General features: G+C 64.4%; 17 protein-coding genes and 1 pseudogene. 2 read left to right on the top strand and 16 right to left on the bottom strand.

The features are described from left to right. Positions 1-1,581, bottom strand: coding sequence for a carboxyl transferase domain-containing protein (locus ACFWO3_RS01275; RefSeq protein WP_378572891.1), 1,581 nt, complete (start codon positions 1,579-1,581; stop codon positions 1-3). Positions 1,582-1,696: 115 nt separating this feature from the next. On the opposite strand from ACFWO3_RS01275, the gene ACFWO3_RS01270 reads away from it, so the two are divergent. Continuing rightward, positions 1,697-2,323 (top strand): TetR/AcrR family transcriptional regulator, encoded by a 627-nt coding sequence (locus ACFWO3_RS01270; protein WP_378572889.1) that lies wholly within the window; start codon positions 1,697-1,699, stop codon positions 2,321-2,323. A 99-nt stretch (positions 2,324-2,422) separates the two neighbouring features. Here ACFWO3_RS01270 and ACFWO3_RS01265 read toward each other — a convergent pair whose 3' ends face one another. Then, on the bottom strand, positions 2,423-2,689 hold the full coding sequence (locus ACFWO3_RS01265; RefSeq protein WP_378572887.1) for a GlsB/YeaQ/YmgE family stress response membrane protein: 267 nt from the start codon (positions 2,687-2,689) through the stop codon (positions 2,423-2,425). Between the two features lie 415 nt (positions 2,690-3,104). On the opposite strand from ACFWO3_RS01265, the pseudogene ACFWO3_RS01260 reads away from it, so the two are divergent. Further along, positions 3,105-3,233: pseudogene (locus ACFWO3_RS01260) on the top strand (class F sortase); the annotation flags it as partial. Between the two features lie 148 nt (positions 3,234-3,381). On the opposite strand, the gene ACFWO3_RS01255 reads toward ACFWO3_RS01260, so the two are convergent. From ACFWO3_RS01255 to ACFWO3_RS01190, 14 genes are all read right to left on the bottom strand, one after another. Beyond that, on the bottom strand, positions 3,382-5,019 hold the full coding sequence (locus ACFWO3_RS01255) for an AMP-binding protein (protein ID WP_378572885.1): 1,638 nt from the start codon (positions 5,017-5,019) through the stop codon (positions 3,382-3,384). Positions 5,020-5,150: 131 nt separating this feature from the next. After that, positions 5,151-5,687 carry a hypothetical protein gene (locus ACFWO3_RS01250; RefSeq protein WP_378572883.1) on the bottom strand — a complete coding sequence of 179 codons (537 nt, stop codon included), beginning with the start codon at positions 5,685-5,687 and terminating at the stop codon, positions 5,151-5,153. Positions 5,688-5,737: 50 nt separating this feature from the next. After that, complete coding sequence (gene eutC, locus ACFWO3_RS01245) at positions 5,738-6,508, bottom strand: ethanolamine ammonia-lyase subunit EutC (RefSeq protein ID WP_378572881.1); 771 nt, start codon at positions 6,506-6,508, stop codon at positions 5,738-5,740. Then, the gene (locus ACFWO3_RS01240; protein ID WP_378572879.1) at positions 6,509-7,915 is read right to left on the bottom strand and encodes an ethanolamine ammonia-lyase subunit EutB; all 1,407 of its coding nucleotides are present in this window, start codon (positions 7,913-7,915) and stop codon (positions 6,509-6,511) included. Beyond that, positions 7,912-8,406 carry a hypothetical protein gene (locus tag ACFWO3_RS01235; protein ID WP_378572877.1) on the bottom strand — a complete coding sequence of 165 codons (495 nt, stop codon included), beginning with the start codon at positions 8,404-8,406 and terminating at the stop codon, positions 7,912-7,914. Before ACFWO3_RS01235 ends, ACFWO3_RS01240 begins: the two co-directional genes overlap by 4 nt. An 86-nt stretch (positions 8,407-8,492) precedes the next feature. Next, positions 8,493-9,035 (bottom strand): DUF779 domain-containing protein, encoded by a 543-nt coding sequence (locus tag ACFWO3_RS01230; RefSeq protein ID WP_378572875.1) that lies wholly within the window; start codon positions 9,033-9,035, stop codon positions 8,493-8,495. Continuing rightward, positions 9,035-10,558, bottom strand: a complete 1,524-nt coding sequence (gene adh / locus ACFWO3_RS01225; RefSeq protein ID WP_378572873.1) for an aldehyde dehydrogenase — start codon at positions 10,556-10,558, stop codon at positions 9,035-9,037. Before adh ends, ACFWO3_RS01230 begins: the two co-directional genes overlap by 1 nt. Before the next feature lie 162 nt (positions 10,559-10,720). Continuing rightward, positions 10,721-12,049 carry a transcriptional regulator gene (locus ACFWO3_RS01220; RefSeq protein WP_378572871.1) on the bottom strand — a complete coding sequence of 443 codons (1,329 nt, stop codon included), beginning with the start codon at positions 12,047-12,049 and terminating at the stop codon, positions 10,721-10,723. 235 nt (positions 12,050-12,284) lie between these two features. Next, the gene (gene mftG, locus ACFWO3_RS01215; protein WP_378572869.1) at positions 12,285-13,748 is read right to left on the bottom strand and encodes a mycofactocin system GMC family oxidoreductase MftG; all 1,464 of its coding nucleotides are present in this window, start codon (positions 13,746-13,748) and stop codon (positions 12,285-12,287) included. After that, the gene (mftF, locus tag ACFWO3_RS01210; protein ID WP_378572867.1) at positions 13,749-15,146 is read right to left on the bottom strand and encodes a mycofactocin biosynthesis glycosyltransferase MftF; all 1,398 of its coding nucleotides are present in this window, start codon (positions 15,144-15,146) and stop codon (positions 13,749-13,751) included. It abuts the gene before it with no gap. A 106-nt stretch (positions 15,147-15,252) separates the two neighbouring features. Next, the gene (mftE, locus tag ACFWO3_RS01205; RefSeq protein ID WP_378572865.1) at positions 15,253-15,954 is read right to left on the bottom strand and encodes a mycofactocin biosynthesis peptidyl-dipeptidase MftE; all 702 of its coding nucleotides are present in this window, start codon (positions 15,952-15,954) and stop codon (positions 15,253-15,255) included. After that, complete coding sequence (locus ACFWO3_RS01200; RefSeq protein ID WP_378572862.1) at positions 15,947-17,950, bottom strand: mycofactocin system FadH/OYE family oxidoreductase 2; 2,004 nt, start codon at positions 17,948-17,950, stop codon at positions 15,947-15,949. The genes mftE and ACFWO3_RS01200 overlap by 8 nt, the downstream gene beginning before the upstream one ends. After that, positions 17,947-18,759 carry a mycofactocin-coupled SDR family oxidoreductase gene (locus ACFWO3_RS01195; RefSeq protein ID WP_378572859.1) on the bottom strand — a complete coding sequence of 271 codons (813 nt, stop codon included), beginning with the start codon at positions 18,757-18,759 and terminating at the stop codon, positions 17,947-17,949. Before ACFWO3_RS01195 ends, ACFWO3_RS01200 begins: the two co-directional genes overlap by 4 nt. Then, positions 18,759-20,684, bottom strand: a complete 1,926-nt coding sequence (locus tag ACFWO3_RS01190; protein ID WP_378572857.1) for a mycofactocin system FadH/OYE family oxidoreductase 1 — start codon at positions 20,682-20,684, stop codon at positions 18,759-18,761. The genes ACFWO3_RS01195 and ACFWO3_RS01190 overlap by 1 nt, the downstream gene beginning before the upstream one ends. Positions 20,685-20,695: the final 11 nt, after the last annotated feature.

The following is a 20,695-nucleotide window of genomic DNA, read 5'->3' as shown; positions in this document are numbered from 1 at the left end:
TCACATCCGGAATACGCCGTAGGAGACCGGCTCGATCGGCGCGTTCGCACACGCCGAGAGAGCCAGTCCGAGAACAGTTCTGGTGTCGGCCGGGTCGATGATTCCGTCGTCCCAAAGTCGTGCCGTCGAGTAATACGGATTGCCCTGGTCCTCGTACTGCTGCCGAATCGGCGCCTTGAATGCCTCCTCGTCCTCGGCAGACCATTCGTCACCGACCTGGTCCCCACGGACCGTCGCGAGCACCGACGCGGCCTGCTCACCGCCCATCACCGAAATGCGCGCGTTCGGCCACATCCACAGGAACCGGGGTGAATACGCTCGGCCGCACATCGAATAGTTGCCGGCACCGTACGAGCCGCCGATCACGACAGTGAGTTTGGGGACCCGCGCGCAGGCGACGGCGGTGACCATCTTGGCGCCGTGCTTGGCAATGCCGCCTGCCTCGTAGTCGCGACCGACCATGAAGCCTGCAATGTTCTGCAAGAACACGAGCGGAATGCTGCGCTTGTCACACAGTTCGATGAAATGCGCACCCTTCATGGCGGATTCTGCGAACAGCACGCCGTTGTTGGCGACGATGCCGACCGGATGGCCCTGAATACGAGCGAAACCGGTGACGAGAGTCTTGCCGTACTCGGCCTTGAACTCCTGGAAACCGGGGTTGCCACCGCTGCCCTCGTCGATCACACGGTCGATCACCTCGTGCACGTCGTACGGGGTGCGGGGATCTGTCGGCACCACGTCGTACAACTCTTCTTGGGGTGCACCGGCATCCGCGCTCGCCGAGGTCGTCCACGGACTCTCGGAGCGCGGCCCGAACGTGGCGACGATGTTGCGCACCGTGCGCAGGGCATCCTGGTCGTCCTCGGCGAGATGATCGGTCACCCCGGAGATCTTCGAGTGCAGGTCACCACCACCCAGTTCCTCGGCGGTCACGACTTCGCCCGTCGCAGCCTTCACGAGCGGCGGGCCCCCGAGAAAGATTGTGCCCTGGTTTCGCACGATCACGGCTTCGTCACTCATCGCCGGGACGTAGGCGCCACCGGCGGTGCACGATCCGAGCACGGCCGCGATCTGCGGGATCCCCTTGGCACTCATGGTGGCCTGGTTGTAGAAGATCCGGCCGAAATGGTCGCGGTCGGGGAAGACTTCGTCCTGACGTGGCAGGAACGCCCCACCCGAATCGACCAGGTACAGGCATGGAAGCCGATTCTGCAGCGCGATCTCCTGGGCACGGAGGTGCTTCTTCACGGTCATCGGGTAGTAGGTGCCGCCCTTGACCGTTGCGTCGTTGGCGACGATGACGCATTCACGCCCGGACACCCGGCCGATGCCCGCGATGACGCCGGCTCCGGGGCACTCGCCGTCGTACATGCCGTTGGCGGCCAGGGGTGCAATCTCGAGGAATGGGCTGCCGGGATCGAGCAACGTATCTACTCGATCGCGAGGCAGGAGCTTTCCACGGCTCACGTGGCGTTCGCGAGACTTCTTGCTGCCACCGAGCGCGGCCTCGGCAAGCTTGTCGCGCAGTTCTGTCACCAGTCGCGTGTGTTCGGCCCGATTCGCCTCACGGACAGTCATACCGCCGCCTTTCATGCCGCCACCCTCGTCATTGGTTAATATCGAATAACTGAAATCAAGATAACCGTGATTAACTGAGTTGTCCAGATCACACGACGTACGGGAAGTGGCGGGTATGACAGACGCATCCACGACCGGCCCCGACAGCCCGGTCGGCGCACCGACGCGGCGCACCCAACTCAAGGCCGACCGGCGCAAACAACTGCTGCAGGCGGCAGCACGGCTCATCGCCGAACGGGGCTTCGCCGGCGTCCGTCTCGAAGATCTCGGATCGGCCGTGGGCATCAGCGGTCCCGCCGTCTACCGCCACTTCCCCAACAAGGACGCCGTACTCGTCGAACTCCTCGTCGGCATCAGCCGCAGACTCCTCGACGGCGGAACCTCGGTCGTATCGGACGCGACCACCTCACGATCGGCGCTGGAACGGCTCGTCGACTTTCATCTCGACTTCACGCTCACCGAACCGGACCTCATTCGAATTCAGGATCGCGATCTGCAATCGCTCCCGGAAGACGCGAAACGTCGAGTGCGCCTCATGCAGAGACAATATGTCGAAACGTGGGTGCGAGTTCTCGTCGACCTCGACCGCGACCTCGAAGAAACGGACGCACGCACCAAAGCGCACGCGATATTCGGACTCATGAACTCCACGCCGCACAGCGCGAACCCGTCGACGCCCGCGAACACTCGACGCATCCTGCGCGCCATGTGCCTTGCCGCACTTGCGCCCCCGAACGCCTGAACCGGCCCCGACGACCCGAACCGGCCGAGACACAGCAGAAGCCCCGCCCGAATCGGGCGGGGCTTCTGCCATGGTGGATCGAGAATCACATCTCGCCGGTCAAGCCTTCTTACTGGTGAGTGATGTGTAGCCGAGGGCGAGTACCGCTGCGGCGGCAATACTGATGATCCATCGGATCCAGTCGATTCCGCCCGTATCGCCCTTGTCGAGAAGGCCTTCCCAAACCCAGTAACCGATCAGTGCACCGGCGATACCCAGAACCACGGTGATGACCCATCCCATGGCCTGTTTGCCGGGGATCACCAAACGTGCGAGCACACCGATGACCGCACCGAAAATGATCGTGCCGATAATGCTGCCGATCATGGCTCTCCTCTCCACGCATATCGTTCGAACGTACGAGCGGACATTTCCGCTCTGGTTGAACATAACCCTCTTGGGTCTCTCGTGCGTGCGCTTGTGCAGATTGTTGCCGAACGGTTCACCGTCCCAACAGCAATTGGGTTGCGACACGACAACCATAGACGGACATACCTCGTCAACGACGGCCACGGGACCCGAGGCCTGATCGACATCTTCGCTTCGGTAACAGAATCGGCCGAACCAGCGGTATGGCATTCATCAGCGCCGCATCCGTCCGCCGCTGCCTCGCGGAAGGTTCTGCCATGCGTTGGCTATCGAATCGATCAGAACGACACGGCCTCGCTGGTCGCGGCCCGATCCGCACCGTGGTCGCGGTGGGTGCTCCACAGACAAGTCCAGCCCGGATCAGAAGACCGGGCTTTCCACCGACGAACTGAACCGCCTCGACGGGCCGGAAACGCTGGCGCTCGTGACGTGTGGCGGCACGTTCGTGGGGCCGCCACTCGGCTACCGCGACAACATCATCGTCTTCGGAACACCCGTCTGACGGCGCAGCTGCGGAGCCGATGGGAGCCGCGCCTCCACCGACTCCGCCGCCAGCCGGGTCGATACTCGATCACTCCGCGTACACCGAACCCTGGTCCACCCGGCTGAAGGAACCGTCACACGACCCCGGTAGCGACGAACAGCGACTCTCAGGCCCCTCCGATGAGATCGAGCGACTTCTCGCGCATCTCCACCTTGCGCACCTTCCCGGTCACTGTCATCGGGAACTCGTCGACGACGTGCACATAACGCGGAATCTTGTAGTGGGCGAGTTTGCCGGTGCAATACGCGCGAAGAGTGTCCGCGTCGATCGGGGCGGCGCCTTCCTTCAGGCGCACCCAGACCATGAGCTCTTCGCCGTACTTCGCATCGGGAACCCCGATGACCTGGGCGTCGAGAATGTCGGGGTGCGTGTAGAGGAACTCTTCGATCTCACGCGGATACACGTTCTCGCCGCCCCTGATCACCATGTCCTTGATGCGGCCGGTGATGGCGACGTACCCGTCGTCGTCCATGACGCCGATGTCGCCGGTGTGCATCCACCGGGCCGAATCGATGGCCTCGGCGGTCTTCTCTTCGTTCTGCCAGTAACCCAGCATCACGGAGTACCCACGGGTACACAGTTCACCGGGCTCACCGCGTGGGACCGTCAGGCCGGTCACGGGGTCGACCACCTTGACCTCGAGGTGTGGGCACACCCGGCCGACCGTGGACACGCGCTGATCGATCGTGTCGTCGGAGCGGGTCTGGAGCGAGACCGGGGACGTCTCGGTCATGCCGTAACAGATGGAGACTTCCGACATCCCCATTCGGTCGATGACCTGTTTCATCACCTCGACCGGGCAGGGCGAGCCGGCCATGATTCCGGTTCGCAGAGTCGAGAGGTCGTAAGAATCGAAGTTCGGCAGCGCAAGCTCGGCGATGAACATCGTCGGAACGCCGTAGAGCGAAGTACAACGCTCCGCCTCGACCGCCGCGAGCGCACTCTCGGGGTCGAACGAGGGAGCCGGAATGACCATGGCCGCACCGTGAGTGGTGGCGGCGAGGTTTCCCATCACCATTCCGAAACAGTGATAGAACGGCACCGGGATGCAGATGCGGTCTTCCTCGGTGTAGTGGCACAGCTCGCCGACGAAGTATCCGTTGTTGAGGATGTTGTGGTGACTGAGCGTGGCGCCCTTGGGGAACCCGGTGGTGCCGGAGGTGTATTGAATGTTGATCGGATCGTCGGAGGACAGCGCCGACTGCGCTCGACGAACGAGTGCCCGATCGGAGGACAGCGCCGCCGCACCGTCCGCGAACAACGACTCCCACTCTCGTGACTCGAGCAGAATCACCGACCGAAGCTCCGGGCATTCGGGACGGACCGCCGAGATCATGCTCGCGTAGTCGGACGCCTTGAACTTCGGCGCGGAGATCAGAAAGCTGATTCCCGACTTCTTGAGCACGTACTTCAGTTCGTGTTCTCGATACGCCGGATTGATGTTGACGAGAATGGCGCCGATCTTCGCGGTCGCATACTGCGCGAACGTCCACTCCGGGCAGTTGGGCGCCCAGATGCCGACGCGATCCCCCTGTGCGACACCGGACTCGATCAGTCCGGCGGCCAGTGCGTTCACCTGCTCACCGAACTCGGCATAGGTCCAACGCCGCCCGCTCTGGTGGTCGACTAGAGCGTCACGGTCACCGTGCGCAGCAACCGTGCGGTCGAGGTTGTCGCCGATCGTATCGCCGAGCATCGGGGCGTCCCACACGCCGGAGGCGTAGCTGGGTAGTGGTGCACTCATCTTGGTCGTCCTCTCCTGGGTACATCGGTCAGCCGAAGAGAACGGTAGTGATCTGCATCACTACCCCGCTACCCCCGAATGGGGGCTCCGCCCCCGTGAGTGGTTGACGAGTCCAGGGACTCGTCAACCACTCACGGGACGAGGGCGATCATCTCCTGGCGAAGTTCGTTCCACACCGTGGCGTACGAGTCGATCACCGGTTCGGCGATCCACTTGGTGTCGCCGGCATCCACCTTGGCGAGGGCGTCGGCGAACAGATCCTGATAGCGCGACAGACGCGGCACGAACGCGGACAGGTCGTCGAACACGTCGGCGGCCTTCGCGTCCAACACTTTCAACCCGGGGACGTCGGCTTCCTCGACGACCTCGACGAACTGCTCGTGCAAAGGTTCGAATCGCTCGTACACCTCCGCGATCGAGTCCTCGTCGATGGAGACGCGTTCCGCATCCAACTGGTCTTCGAGTTCCTTCAGACCTGCGTCGGTGAGCGAGATCTTCCCGTCGGCCACCTCTTCTGCCTTGCCCTGCGTGATCAGCGCGTCGTACGCAGCCTGACCGGACGAAGCACTCACGCCGAGGTGCTCCGCGAGCACGGCCGAACCGACCCTCTCCTTCAGACGCACTGCTTGCAGCAGCGCGAGCTCGTCCACATTGCCTGCGAAGGCCATTGATCTCTCCTAGTGATACCCGACGGTTCTTTCACAGTCATCGAACACCATCAGAGCTCGAGAATGTCGTTCCGGTCCGGGAGTTCGACGGCACGAGAGGTGTCCTTGAGGGCCACCCCCGACCTGCCCAGACGGCGCGCCGCGGCGAGGAGGCTCGCCGCCGTCTGCGCAGCCCGTCGGTATCCGAGACCCTCCGGGGGATGAATGTTGGAGATGCAGTTGCGTTCGGAGTCCGCGCGGCCCGGACGCGGAAGGTGCGTCAGGTAGATGCCGACGCTGTCGGCTACGGACAATCCGGGCCGCTCCCCGATCAGCAGGACGAGCGTGCGGACTCCCATTGCCTCCGCGATGTGGTCTCCCAAGGCCACACGGGCTTCGGTGGCGATCACCGGCGACGCCAAGGTGTAGTGATCGGACAACTCGTCCACCAGAGCGGTCAGCAACGGAGTGCCGTGCTCCGCGAGCGCGTGGGGTGACAGCCCGTCGGCGAGAACGAATCCGACGTCCGAGCTGGCCGCAGATACCTGCGTGAGGTCTGCGGGCAACCTGCCCAGATCGGGGCGCCGCAGATACTCGCTCCGGTCTGCCGCAAGGCTGGCGACCGTGACCGGAGCCCCGATCCCCACCGCGGCAACCGTTTCGCTCAGCGAGCGGACGTCCAGCGGTTGGTGCACCGCGTCCCGCGCCGCAGCATGAGCTGCCTTGAACTCGAGGACCCGAGACGTCGGAAGCGAATCACCGGCCCGCCCCAGCCCGATACGTGACTGCGTACTGCGTCGCAGTTCGTTCCAGAACACTTCTTCCGGTAGTCGATTCGTCACTCAGGTCACCGTCAATTCGTGCAGCGGCGAAGATGCCGCGTCCACCGGCACGATCCTGCCGTTCGATCCGACCATGCCGAGCCTGCGCAACCAGTCCTCGAATTCGGGGGCGGGGCGCAGTCCCAGCACCTGCCGCGCATAGAGCGCATCGTGGAAGGACAGACTCTGGTAACCGAGCATCACGTCGTCGGCTCCTGGAACCGTGATCACGAACGCGGTCCCCGCGACACAGAGAAGAGTGAGCAGCGAGTCCATGTCGTCCTGATCAGCCTCGGCGTGGTTGGTGTAACAGACGTCGACACCCATCGGCAGGCCGAGCAACTTTCCGCAGAAGTGATCTTCCAATCCCGCGCGGACGATCTGCTTGCCGTCGAACAGATACTCCGGCCCGATGAACCCGACCACGGTGTTGACGAGGAGCGGTTCGAGATCGCGCGCGAGACCGTAGGCGCGGGTCTCGAGGGTCTGCTGGTCCACCGGGCGTCCGCCCGTTCCCAGGTGTGCTCCGGAACTGAGCGCCGAACCCTGCCCCGTTTCGAGGTACATGACGTTGTCGCCGACGGTTCCCCGCCCCAACGACCGACCGGCCGCATTCGCCTCCCGCAACAGGGCGACATCGACGCCGAAACCGGAGTTGGCACCCTCGGTCCCGGCGATCGACTGGAACACCAGATCCACCGGTGCGCCGGACTCGATCAGTTCCATCGTCGTCACGTGCGACAGCACGCACGACTGCGCGGGTATGTCGTAACGCGTGCGCACTTCGTCGAGTAGATGCAGCAGATCCGCTGTCGCGTGGGGTGAATCGGTGGCGGGGTTGATGCCGATCACCGCGTCTCCGCAGCCGAGCAACAGCCCGTCCAGAGTCGCTGCGGCAATGCCACGCGGATCGTCCGTGGGGTGATTCGGTTGCAGCCGCGTCGCCAATCGCCCGGGCAGCCCGATCGTCGTCCGGAACCCTGCGGTGACCCTGATAGCTCGGGCGACTGCGATCAGATCCTGGTTTCGCATGATCTTGCTGACGGCGGCGACCATTTCCGGGGTCAGGCCAGGCGACACTGCCGCGAGCGTCCGTGCGGCGTCCGGTTCCACCGCGACGCCCAGCAGCCAGTCCCGAAGTCCACCAACGGTCAGGTGGGACACCGCTTGAAAGGCGACTTTGTCGTGAGTATCGATGATCAACCGGGTGACCTCGTCGTCCTCGTATGGCACGACCAGGTCGTTCAGAAAGGTGGTGAGCGGAACGTCCGCGAGTGCCCACTGTGCCGCCGCCCGCTCGGCGTCCGAGCTCGCCGCACACCCGGCGAGCTCGTCGCCGCTGCGTGCGGGTGTCGCCTTCGCGAGCAGATCGACCAGACCGTCGAAGGTGTGGTTCACGCCGCGGACCTGTTGGTTGAACGTCGTCATTCGAGTTCTTCTTCCGCCTCTGCCAATACAGCAAACTCTTCGTCGGGCGAGTTGGCAACGAGGTGGTGGCGGCTGTACACGGCGAAGTAGACCATGAAGCCGCAGAAGGCGATGGACGTCCACAGCGCAGCGATCGGGTCGACGAGGAAGGTGGCCACCACCGCCGCCCAGATGCCCATCAGACCGAAAGGCAGGAAGGACGAGGCCCCGGCCGCATCGGTCGATGCGATGTCGAACAGATTCCCGACGTCGAACAACCCGACCGCGGATACCGCGAAGACGACGAATCCGACGAGCGCGATGGCGTACTCGATCAGAATCGCTGTTCCGGTTGCGAACCCACCGGCGAGCAGCATCCAGCCGGCCGAACCCTTTCTGAGGGTGCGCTTTTCCAGGTAGTCGGCACCTTCGGCATGGAAGTCCACGCCGTGACTTTCCGGGCGATCGTGTACGGCATCGCTCTGCGAAGGGGTCGATTTTTCGAGAGTCACGTGTGACCTCTTCGTCGTTCGGTCTCGGCGCAGTTACGCCTCGCAGCACAGGCACTGGTTGCCGCGCGGTCGGATGGGATGGGCAATCAGGTGGAGGACGTACCCGGAACGGGGCATGCCTCGACCGCTTCCGTCACTATCTGCGGTGACGTGGGAGGGTCGGGGCGTTCCCCACGCTCCCAGTCCTCCCCCGTGAGTGGCCGCTCGGAGTTCAGTGCCTCGTTTTCGTCGGCACTGAAAGCGCGTGCGCGGCTGAGGAAGCGCATACCTTCCGGACTCTCGAGACTGAACCCGGAACCACGACCAGGAACGACGTCGAGGACCAGGCACGTGTGTTTCCAGGCGTCGAACTGCGATCCGGATATCCACACGGTCACCGCGTCGTCGCCGGCCGGCAGATCGGAGGGAACCTCTCCCGCGCTCAGCCGCAGATCGAGTACCCCGAGAAGGACGTCACGGTCGCCGACGATGAACTCGCCGTCGGGGTAGCACATCGGCGCGGAGCCGTCGCAGCATCCGCCGGACTGGTGCATCATCAACGCGCCGTGGAGGCTGCGGAGGCGGCGGAGAAGATCCGCCGCCCCCGCGGTTGCCATGAGGCGCAGTGGAACTGCTGCACCCGAATTCATCAGAAGAATCCCTGTGCCTTCGGTGCGTAGCTCACGAGTAGGTTCTTGGTCTGCTGGTAGTGATCGAGCATCATCAGGTGGTTCTCGCGCCCGATGCCCGATTGCTTGTACCCGCCGAACGCCGAGTGCGCGGGGTACTGGTGGTACGTGTTGGTCCACACGCGACCGGCCTGGATATCGCGACCGGCACGGTAGGCGACACCGCCGTCTCGCGACCAGACGCCTGCACCGAGTCCGTACAGCGTGTCGTTGGCGATCTCGATGGCCTGCTCGTAGTCCTTGAACGATGTCACCGATACGACGGGACCGAAGATCTCCTCCTGGAAGATCCGCATGTTGTTCTGGCCCGTGAAGATCGTCGGCTGGACGTAGTAGCCACCGGACAGGTCACCCCCCAGATCGGCGCGCTCGCCACCGGTCACGACCTTCGCGCCTTCGCCCTTGCCGATCTCGATGTACGAGAGGATCTTCTCGAACTGGTCGTTGCTGGCCTGGGCGCCGATCATGGTGTCCGTGTCGAGGGGGTCGCCCTGACGAACCGCCTTGGTTCGGATCGCAGCCAAGGCGAGGAACTCGTCGAAGATGTCCTCCTGGATCAGCGAACGCGAGGGACACGTGCACACCTCACCCTGGTTGAGGGCGAACATCGTGAAGCCTTCGAGCGCCTTGTCCTGAAAGTCGTCGTTCGCGGAAAGTACGTCGGAGAAGAACACATTGGGGCTCTTACCGCCGAGTTCGAGGGTGACAGGAATGAGGTTCTGCGAGGCGTACTGCATGATCAGGCGACCGGTGGTGGTCTCGCCTGTGAACGCGATCTTCTTGATGCGCGGGTTGGAGGCGAGTGGCTTTCCTGCCTCGACGCCGAAGCCGTTGACGATGTTGACGACGCCGGGCGGCAGCAGATCACCGATGACCGAGATCAGGTACATGATCGACGCCGGCGTCTGCTCGGCCGGCTTGAGTACGACGGCATTGCCTGCGGCCAGCGCGGGCGCGAGCTTCCACACCGCCATCAGAATCGGGAAGTTCCACGGAATGATCTGTCCGACCACGCCGAGCGGCTCGTGGAAGTGGTATGCCACCGTGTCCGAGTTGATCTCGGACAGCGACCCCTCCTGCGCACGAATGGCACCCGCGAAGTAGCGGAAATGATCGACGGCGAGAGGAATGTCGGCGTTCAGCGTCTCACGAATGGGCTTGCCGTTGTCCCAGGACTCGGCGAGAGCGATCGACTCGAGGTTCTCCTCGATCCGGTCGGCGATCTTGTTGAGGATGACGGCGCGCTCGGCGACGGAAGTCTTGCCCCATCCTGGCGCCGCTGCGTGCGCTGCGTCCAACGCGACCTCGATGTCCTCCGACGTCGATCGGGCAACCTCGCAGAAGTTCTGACCGGTGACCGGCGTCGGATTCTCGAAGTACTGACCCTTCACCGGGGCCACCCATTCTCCGCCGATCCAGTTGTCGTAGCGAGACTGGAACGACATCTTGGCGTCCGCGGAACCCGGACGTGCAAACACAGGCATCGATTGCTCCCTCGTTTCTGGTTCTCCCACAAAGGGGTGTGATCCAGGACACTAGGGGGTGCAACGTTGCAACACCGTTGCGTCTTCCCCACCCCTTCCCCCCGACGAATGTCACACACGTTCAGTTCGGGCGAACCGGTGCGACATCGGTCTGGGCGGGGCTCAGCGGAGTTGCCGGTCGAACAGGTCGATACGGGCTTCGATCTGCGAGTACAGCGGCGAGTCGGGATCGAGGCCGGCGAGGTACGCCTCCCACGCGGCGGGGTCCGTTCGGCCGTGCACCGACGTGGTCCACTTCGCGAGCAGCCGCTGGTCGCCCTGCCGAAGCAGACCGGCCTGCACGCGAACCCACAGTTCGTCGCGCAGTTCCACGATCCCCGGAGCAATCGATTCCGGAAGCACCGGCCCGACGAAGATTCGCAGCGCCCGACCCACGTCCCCACGCTCGAGCGCCGAGCACACGTCGTGAACATCTGTGTCCAGGCCCTCCACGAGTCGGTAGGGACGGGAGGCAATGCTGTCGGCCCCGAACACCTTTCGCAGACGGGAGACTTCCGCGCGAATGGTGACGGAGTCCAACTCTCCCTCGTCGAGCAGCACGGCGAGATGCTCGGACGTCAGACCCTCCGGGTACTCGGACAACAGCAACAGGATCTCGGCGTGCCGACGAGACACAGTCTGGCGGACGCCGTTCACCACAAGAACGGGACGTGAGCCGCCCAGCACCTCCAGCCTCTGAACTCCAACCCGCCGCTGCATCGGTGACGACAGAGAATGCAGACGTAGTTCGGCCTCTGCGGCTGCGACCGTCGCGCGTACGAGCGAGAGCACCTCGGGGACCGCAACCCGAGGACCACCCGTCATGTCGATCGCCCCGACGATGAGCCCGGTCATCGGATCGTGAACCGGCGCCGCCGTGCAACTCCAGTCGTGAACGGACCGGCTGAAGTGTTCGGCCCCGAATATCTGTACGCAGTGGTCGAGTTCGAGCGCGGTGCCCGGCGCGTTGGTGCCCACCGTCGCCTCGCTCCAGTCGGCGCCCTCCACGAAGTTCATCCCGAGCGCCCGGTCCTTCGCCGAATGATCACCGTCGACCCTCAGGAGTCGCCCCTGCTCGTCGGACATGGCGATGAGAAGACCCGACTCCTCTGCGTCCTCGACGAGGAGCTTGTGCACTACTGGCTCGATGATCGACATGGGATGAGCCGCGCGATACTCCGCCAAGCCCACGTCACCGAGATCCCCCGACTTGACCGGACCGTCGGGACTCACCCCTTTACGCCGACTCCGCAACCATGAGTCGAACACCACCGAACGGACCGATTGCGGGCCGTCGGCAGGCAGTACGTCATCGCTGTCCGAGAACCGGTCGACGAAGGAGCGATGGGCCGACGACAGACGGCGGCGTAGGACATCGATATCCTCACCCGGACGAACGGCTACCCAGGGGTTGCCGCCGTCCCGCACATCCGGTCCGTGCCCATTCATCATCGAACACCTCCACGATTACCCATCCACTGTAACCGTGATCACATATGACGTCGGCGGGTGTCACCTTCCCTCGGAAGGTGTAGGTCAACGGACCGCACCACGTCGAGTGAACGCTCCGCGACGTCCTAGATGCGACCGGGCCGCGCGAACCACACCCTCGACCGATGTCACACCGGTTCGCGTGAGGCGAATCGGTGTGACATTGGTCAGGGGCGGGGGCGGGGGGCGACACGCCCTAGTCGCGGAGGAAGTCGGCGACGCGCTCGGCGATCATCACGGTCGTCGCGTGCGGTCCGCGACTGGGTACACACGGCATCACGGACGAGTCCGCGACGAACAGTCCGTCCACGCCCTTGACGCGGCAGCGGTCGTCCACGACAGCGGTCGGGTCAGCGTCGGCGCCCATACGACAGGTACTCGACAAGTGCGAAGAGGTGGCGAGGTGCTGCAGTACCCACTCGTCTGTTGCCTCCACTCGCGGGGCCTCGAGGACAGCGCGCATGCTCGGGGATTCGAGAAGGCGTTTCGCCTCGGCGACTCCCCGGCGAAGCGCGGCGCGGTCGCCGACCGACTCGAGGTAGTGGTATTCGATCCTGGGGGCGCCCCGCGGGTCCTGCGACACCATACGTATGTTTCCGCGACTCTCGACGTGCATGAGACCAACACCGATATACCGTCCGACCGCCTCCGATCCAGGTATCAACCGATCGAATCCTGTTGTATACGGCCGTATTTCGATGTTCGCGGTGTTCAGGACAACCTCGAGCGCCGGACAACCGTCGGGCCGAGCGGTGTGTGCGAACGTATGTATGGGTATGAGCACTTCGGGGTGATCGCTGGCTGATCGTCCGACTCCCGGTATGTCGACAATCGTCGCAATCCCTTGTTCGGAAAGCTCTTTCGAGTCACCGATACCCGATCGCATGAGCAACAATGGTGTGTCGATCGGGCCTGCGGCAAGCGCCACACGTTCGGCGTGAACGGTGGTGCGCTCACCGTGTCGGATCATTTCGACTCCGGAAACCTTGGCACCGTTGACGATCACCCGATTGACCGTTGCCTCTGAAACGACGTCCAGATTCGAACGACTCAGTGCCGGAATAAGATACGCGATAGCAGTACTCACCCGGGTCGTTCCCGTGATGTTCAGCGGGACCGGGCCCACGCCGGCAACACCATCGGCGTTCTTGTCCTCCTCCACTCGATACCCCGTCTCCACCGCGCCGTCGACGAAAGCGGAACTGACATCCGAGAGTGCCGAAGCCGACCGGCGGGCCACGGGAACAGGGCCTGCGGCACCGTGCTCGGGACCGGTGAAATCGAGATCGCGCTCCGAGCGCACGAAGTACGGGAGAACGTCGGTATAGGACCACGACGCCGGCCACGCCGCGAAGTCCTCTTTGCGTGCGCGAACGAAATAGCCTCCGTTCACCGCCCCGGAACCACCGAGGACGCGCCCGCGGACCGCCACCGCCCGGTTTCCGGCCGTCAACTCGACCGGATAGTGGGACGCCCACGGGCTCTCCGGTCCCACCTGGAGAACCGTGGCGTCTCGCACCGGACAATCCTCGATCGAACCGTATCCGGGACCGGACTCGAGGAGGACGACGGACATCGCCGGATCCTCGGAGAGTCGCGCGGCGACCACACTCCCACTGGACCCGCCGCCGACCACCACTACGTCGGCCACTCGATCCACTTATGACTTCAATCGCGGCTTCAGTGCCTCGACGTCGCGGGACTCGATAGCTCCCTGCCACAGGCCGGTCCCGTAGGCGAGATCGTCCACACGCTTGAACACGGTGTGGCGGACCGGACCCAAACCGCCCGGCTCGCGGTGCGTGACCCAATCGGCCACGCCCTCGGCAACAGCGAGAGTCAACGCAACCCGTCGAATTCGACTCGACAACAGAACCGCAAGGAGCGTGATGGGCCAGTAATGGCGGCACAGCGCCGAAGCGAGTTGCCACATGCCTGCCACGAACCCCTGGGCGGTGAGTACCGCCGCGATGCGGGTCGGTTGATCGAGGCCGGTGAACAGCCGGCGCAGCCGAAACAACATCGTGACGAGAGTGGCCAACGCGCCCAGCAGACCGAAGCGCGTACCCGACGCGGCCGCAAGGCACGCGAACAGCGTCCACGGTGACATCGACACGGGAGGCACCATGCCCGCGTGTCTCTCGGCGAGGGGTGCAGCACCAGTTCCGTAGAACTTCTTCCGACCGAACCAGTCGCCGAATGTCACACGGTGATCGTGGGCCACATGAGCAACAGGTTCGTAGCGCAGGCGCCAACCGTTCTCCTGAAGGCGCCAGCAGAGGTCCACGTCTTCCGCGACGTGCATCGTTTCGTCGAACCCACCGAACTCCTGCAACACTTCGCGTCGGCCGATGATGGCTGCGCTGGGCACGTAGGACACGGCGCCGCCCGATTGGACGGCGGATTCCTTGCGACCGAGATCGAGCGACGAACGTGCGTGTTCGTATCGCGCCAGTGTCGACACATCCGGTTCGAGTGCCACGATGCGCGGGGCGACCAGGGCCACGGACGGATCACTGAAATGTCCGAGCATCACCTCGATCCAACCCGTCCTGGGGACGACGTCGGAGTCGAGGAACGCGACGAAAGACTTTGTGGCACGGCGCAAGCCGGTGTTTCGGGCAGCTGCCGGGCCACGCGAACGATCGTGCCGGACAACGGTGACGTGGCACCGATCGTTGGGCAGCGTGGACTCCGTGACGGGGACCTCGGAGCCGTCGTCGACCACGATGACGTCGAGTCCGCGGAGCACTGCCAGCAGACGCGTGAGTCCGGCCGTGTTGTCTCGAACCGGAACCACGACGGTGACGTCACTGGGCGACGGTGTGCTCATGGGGCGAGGGTTGGCAACACCCGAGTCGAGCAGTCTCCGCGCGACGACGGCCGACTGCGGATCGACAACCTCGAGGTAGCCGTCGCCGATCATGGCGGCTGCATTGGGAGCGAGCTTCAGCATGCGAGTCGGCGAACCACCGATAAGAACGCGACCCCCCGAATATGTACGCACCTTGGGATCGATACGTATCCCGAATCCATCGGGAAGTCGAGCTTGGCGCATCAGTCGATGGTAAGCGGATCGGCGAGCGATAACAGCCCATGCTCGAAAATTGACGCACATTCGGCGAGATTTTCTGCCCGGAACGGTCGCAGTACGCCCGTACGGGTCATCGGAGCCTCCCATCGTCACCCGGCTGCCACCTAGCGACAGCTTCTTCGACACTCGTCAGCAATCCTTCGAAGAGGTGCGTTCCCTCGTCTGCCGAGGCTCCCATCGGATCTCCGAGGACGCCGTTGGCGGATACGGCGACCATACCGCCTTCACGCAGACTTGGCATCAGGCTCGCAATCGGATTGAGGTTGCCCGGCTCCGCTCGATCCAGACGCACTTTCCCAGGTGAAAGGTGTAGCAACAGCGAAGTTTCCGCTCGACCGGCATGCGCATCAGCCCCTGGAATCGCACACGGCAACCATGCAGCATCTCGACCTTCGTAGCGAAGCAAGGGCACTGCCTTGACCAGTGCGGGACCATTACCGCCGTGCCCGTTGACGAAAAGGATTCGAGCAGCCCAACGACACGCCGATCTGCCGTATTCGACCAGGATCCGTTCCAGCGCCTCGTGCCCCAACGAGATCGTTCCCGCAAACCCCTCGTGCTCGCCGCTCGCTCCGTACGCGAGCGCCGGCGCCACGACCACGTCACCACTCGCGCGCGAGCTCAACGATTCCGCCACGGCGGCCGCGATCCGGGTATCGGTGTCGAGGGGAAGGTGTGGTCCATGCTGCTCGAGCGAACCGACCGGGACGATGACCGTCGGTTTGCCGATGTCCGGCCAATGGAGTCCGGCCAACTCACGATCGTCAGGCATCCGTCGATGCTATCGAGCCACCGGGCGCGGCCGTTGCACTCTGTCGCTCCACCGCGTTTCGGCCTTCGCGAACAGCGGCATCGATACGTCGTGGCGCCACGACGTCTCCGGCTCTGACCACCTGCAAACCGCTGCCGGACAGCGTATTCCACAAACCGTCCTCGGGTTCGGGATGCACCGACACGACGACGTGGTCGTAACGAACCGTCCGCGTGTCACCCGTCGGGTGGTGACCGAGTGTCACGTCCACAGCAGTTCCGGCAGATCGACACCCGACGACCACCGTGTCGGTGACCAACTCGATGTGTTTGCGGTGCGCCCGCGTCCGCCACCCCACCAGGTCGAGTGTGATTCCCAGATCCTGCCCCACGATCATCGCGCTGGTGCAGATCGTCACAGCGCAGCCGGCGTCGGCCAGATACTCGGCCACACCGGTGCCCTGATGGAAGCCCAGTTCGTCCACGACGAGAACGCGACCAGACGGCTTCGACCGATCTTCGAGAACTTCTCGAACATCGGAGATCGCGTCGATTCCCGTCGCCCAGACCGGGCGGGTGGGACGTGCGCCGGTCGCGATCACCACCAGGTCCGGCCGCAACGCAGCGACCATCTCCTCGGATACCTCTGTTCCCGTGTGCATTTCGACACCCAACCGGCGACATGCGCCGACGCGCTCGGCAATGATCGACAGCAGCTTGCCGCGGGTGGGGGCATGCGCTGCAGCACGAAGCTGGCCGCCCAGCATGTCCCCGCGTTCGTACAGGGTTACCCGGTCGCCGCGTTGCGCAGCGGTGACCGCCGCTTCCAACCCTGCCGGGCCACCTCCGACGACGATCACATTTCTCGGCCACACCGTCGGCATCGCCAGGTCGGTGCCCACGCCGACTCTTCCCACCCCGGGCTCGACCGTGCACCCCAGAGAGAGCCCGAAACCCACACGGCCCGAGCAGTCCTGGTTGCACGCGACACACGAGGTGAGTCGGTCGGCGACACCTTCGCGAGCCTTGCGCACGAACTGCGAATCGGCGACCTGGCCACGAACGATTCCCACCAGATCACAGGCACCTCGCGCCAACGCCCGTTCGGCAACGGCAGGTTCGTCGAATCTGCCCACACCGATGACCGGAAGTGCAGTCCGACCGCGGACCGCCTGCGTCATGGATGCGCTGTAGCCGGGTTCGGTTCCCATGGACGGCTCCACCAGGTGGAGTGTCTCCGTGGCCACACCGAGCGAGGTGCTGACGTAGTCGATCGCCCTCGATGCGTCGAGCAGTTGTGCGACCGCGGTCGCCTCCACCAGTTCGATTCCGCCCGCCACGAAATCCCCCAGCGAAATCCTCACTCCCAGAACTCGGTCGGGACCGATGCAAGCTCGGACCTCGGACACGACCTCGAGGAGAAGGCGCGCGCGATTCCGGAGCGATCCTCCGTAACGGTCGGTCCGCAGGTTTGTGCTCGGCGCGAGGAACCCGCGCACGATCGACGCCTGCGATGCCTGTATCTCGACGCCGTCGAATCCCCCTTCCACACAGTTGTGGGCAGTACGCACGTATCCGTCGATCAACTCCCGAATCTCGGCGCCGTCGACCGCCTTGGGTACTTCGCGGAACATCGGGTCCGGAACGGCGCTTGCCGCCCATACCGGACTGTGGCTGTACAAACCCGAACTCTGGCCACCGTTGTGATTCAACTGGGCGAGAATCTTCGCACCTTCGGCGTGCACCGCGTCCGTGAGTGTGCGGCAGGCCGGAATCACCGACCGTTCGTAACCCCGAATCATCCTCTCGTAGGGGCGGTCCGAAGGGTGGACCGAAAACTCCTCCGTGATGATCAGCGCGGCTCCACCGGCAGCGCGGGCACGGTAGTAGTCCACGTGTCGGTCGCTGGGACGCCCGCCTCTGGCATATCCCGTGAGGTGCGCGCAGAAAACCACCCGGTTGCGCAGGGTGAGTGGACCCAGGCGCAACCGGGCGAACAGGTGCGGGTACTCGGTCACACCTTGGTGTTGCCCATGTCGATCGCCAACTGGCTACCCGTGACGGTCCGTGACCCGTCGCCGGCCAACCACATCACGGCGTCGGTGATGTCGTCCGTCTCGGCGAGGGGGCTGTCGGTCAGAATCGTGCCGAAACTCGAGAGGTAGTGCGGGTGCTTCTCCAGCATCTTCAGACTCCCCGGGTCGGTGCCCATCGGTGTCTTGACTCCGTAGGGGTGAATGGAGTTGACCCGGATCTTGTACTCGCCCAGTTCCTTCGCGGCCGCCTGGGTGAGGCCGACGAGCCCGAACTTCGAGGCCGCATAATTCGACTGGCCGGGCAGCGGCTTGATTCCGGCGACCGAGCTGACGACGATGATGGAGCCCCCGTTACCGGCCTCGATCATGGCGGGCACTGCTGCCTTCAGGGTCTTCCACGTTCCGGTCAGGTTGATGTCGATGAGGGTTTCCCACTGTTCGTCGGGCATCTCCCAGAATCGGTTCCAGTTGCAGATGCCGGCGTTTGCGACGACGATGTCCAGCCGCCCGAACTGCGTGACGCCTTCGTCCACGACGGCCTGGACCGCCGCACTGTCTCGAACGTCGGCCTTCTCGGCCAGAATCTTTCCGCCCTCCGCCTCCACCAGGCGCACCGTCTCTTCGAAGTCGCTCGACGTCGCAGCCTCGTAGGCGTTGTAGTCCGACACGGGACCGCACACGTCGAGGGCGATGACGGCCGCGCCTTCGCGCGCGAACCTGATCGCGTGGTTTCGTCCTTGACCACGTGCCGCTCCGGTCACGAAGGCGACCTTGCCGTCCAGCTGTCCCATCAGTTCTCCTGTCTCGTAAGGGATTCGATGTCGAAACTCGTTGTTGCACGCGCTGCCTCGCGGCCTTCACGGATTGCCTCGAGTACCGTGCGCGGTGCCACGCAGTCGCCGACCCGAACCGAACCGGGAGCGAGCTCGGGCAGGTCCGGAAGACGTAGGGAGCAGTCGACGAGAACCGCACACGGGATTGTCGATTGCTCCCCGCTGAAGCGGTCGACGAGATGCAGTTCCTGGTCGCGGAGCTGCGTGATCCGCGCGTCGAGATAGCGCCGGATCCCCGCCCGCTGGGCGCGAACGTTCGCGCCGACCAGGTCACCGGTGCGGTCGAGGTCTCGCCCGACCACCGGGTCGGGAGTCACGATCGACACGTCGCGGCCGGACCGGTGCAGCCATCCGGCCATGGCGGTACCTGCCGGTCCACCGACCGGATCGAACACCACGACTGCTCCTGGCCGAAGACCGATGCCCCGCAAGACCTCGACGGAACCGACGTACCCGGCGTCCACCGGGAAGCTCGGCGGCCGAGCTCGACTGCCCGTCGCGACGACAACCGGCCCGCGTGGGGCGAGTTCACCGATGGTTTGTTCCGTCACCTCGAAACCGGTACGGATCGTCACACCGAGACGACGGCATTCGGCCTCCAGGTGCTCCACGATCGGTAGCAGACTCGGTGTGGCGACTCCTGCGATTCGGATCATGCCGCCGAGCGTGTCCAAACGTTCGGCAAGGGTCACATCGAATCCGCGCAGTGCCAGACCGCGCGCGGCTTCCAGTCCGGCCGGGCCGCCGCCGACGACGAGCGCCGGCCCGGTTCCCGTTTCTTGCCAGGTCATCTCGAACCCGAGCGTCGTGTCGGGATCGACGATGCACGACACGGCCGGATTGCGGGGATGACGGACGAGACATGCCTGATTGCAACGAACACACGGCCGCGGACTCTGCGCGGCGCGCACGGCGTTCACCAGGTTCGGGTCGGCGATCTGTGCGCGGGTCATCTCGACCACGTCGGCAACACCGGCACCCAATGCGGCTTGCGCTGAGGTGGGTTCCGTGACACTTCCCTGCAAGGCAACCGCGACACCACGAGGAATTGTTTCGCGTATCCGGGCGCACAGTGTCGTATTGAATCCGGTTTCCTCGTGGAAGTCCGGGCGATAGGAGCTCGTCGACATCGGTCCACCGCGAACGACCACGAGAAGATCCAGCCACGGCGCGAGTTCGCGGGCGTGTATCTCCGCTTCTTCCGGAGTGATCCCCGCCCACGGAGCGAGTTCGTCACAACTCAGTCGCAGGGACACCACGTGGTCGTTCCCGACAGCGGCGCGCACCGCCGCGAGGACCTCACGGGACAGACGCAGGCGATCGTCACCGTAGGCGTCCGTCCGGACATTGGTGAGGCTGGAGTGAAACTGACGGAGCACCGATCGTGGGCCGGCGTCCAGTTCCACTCCGTCCATACCCACATCGATCGCACGTCGTGCACTCGATGCGAAACCTTCTACGAGCAAGTCGATCTCGGCTCGCGCCATCATCATCGGCATCTCACGCGTTTCGACATTCGCTACCCGCGACGGACCCCAGAGCGCAGACCGCGAGTATGCCGTCGAGCCTTGGGCGCCGTGGTGTGTCAACCCGGCGAGAGCGAGGGTGCCGTGCGGCCGGCATGCATCCACGACGCGCCCCCATCCAGGCTCACAGAGTGCGGCGAGCGGCGCACGCTCGTAAGGATGATCGGAATCGTGCACCGACGCGTTCTCGGTGACGACGATGCCCGCCCCACCGCGGGCACGCCGCCCGTAGTACGCGACGTGACGAGCCGACAGAGCACGTCCCTCGCCCAGGTTGGTCTCGTGCGGACCGAACAGCACCCTGGACTGGGCGGACCGCCCAGCCAGGGTGAATGCTGTCGTCAGGCGCGCGATCATGTCGGCACCTC

It is taken from the genome of Rhodococcus sp. NPDC058521, from assembly GCF_042719695.1.
Classification (GTDB): Bacteria; Actinomycetota; Actinomycetes; order Mycobacteriales; family Mycobacteriaceae; genus Rhodococcus_F.
This window is presented reverse-complemented; position numbering and strand designations above follow the sequence as displayed.

What these genes read in the sequence shown, in the direction of transcription:
- ACFWO3_RS01275 (WP_378572891.1), bottom strand. Translation starts at nt 1,581, where the DNA reads ATGACTGTCCGTGAGGCGAATCGGGCCGAACACACGCGACTGGTGACA.
- ACFWO3_RS01270 (WP_378572889.1), top strand. Translation starts at nt 1,697, where the DNA reads ATGACAGACGCATCCACGACCGGCCCCGACAGCCCGGTCGGCGCACCG.
- ACFWO3_RS01265 (WP_378572887.1), bottom strand. Translation starts at nt 2,689, where the DNA reads ATGATCGGCAGCATTATCGGCACGATCATTTTCGGTGCGGTCATCGGT.
- ACFWO3_RS01255 (WP_378572885.1), bottom strand. Translation starts at nt 5,019, where the DNA reads ATGAGTGCACCACTACCCAGCTACGCCTCCGGCGTGTGGGACGCCCCG.
- ACFWO3_RS01250 (WP_378572883.1), bottom strand. Translation starts at nt 5,687, where the DNA reads ATGGCCTTCGCAGGCAATGTGGACGAGCTCGCGCTGCTGCAAGCAGTG.
- ACFWO3_RS01240 (WP_378572879.1), bottom strand. Translation starts at nt 7,915, where the DNA reads ATGACGACGTTCAACCAACAGGTCCGCGGCGTGAACCACACCTTCGAC.
- ACFWO3_RS01230 (WP_378572875.1), bottom strand. Translation starts at nt 9,035, where the DNA reads ATGAATTCGGGTGCAGCAGTTCCACTGCGCCTCATGGCAACCGCGGGG.
- adh (WP_378572873.1), bottom strand. Translation starts at nt 10,558, where the DNA reads ATGCCTGTGTTTGCACGTCCGGGTTCCGCGGACGCCAAGATGTCGTTC.
- ACFWO3_RS01220 (WP_378572871.1), bottom strand. Translation starts at nt 12,049, where the DNA reads ATGATGAATGGGCACGGACCGGATGTGCGGGACGGCGGCAACCCCTGG.
- mftF (WP_378572867.1), bottom strand. Translation starts at nt 15,146, where the DNA reads ATGCGCCAAGCTCGACTTCCCGATGGATTCGGGATACGTATCGATCCC.
- mftE (WP_378572865.1), bottom strand. Translation starts at nt 15,954, where the DNA reads ATGCCTGACGATCGTGAGTTGGCCGGACTCCATTGGCCGGACATCGGC.
- ACFWO3_RS01195 (WP_378572859.1), bottom strand. Translation starts at nt 18,759, where the DNA reads ATGGGACAGCTGGACGGCAAGGTCGCCTTCGTGACCGGAGCGGCACGT.
- ACFWO3_RS01190 (WP_378572857.1), bottom strand. Translation starts at nt 20,684, where the DNA reads ATGATCGCGCGCCTGACGACAGCATTCACCCTGGCTGGGCGGTCCGCC.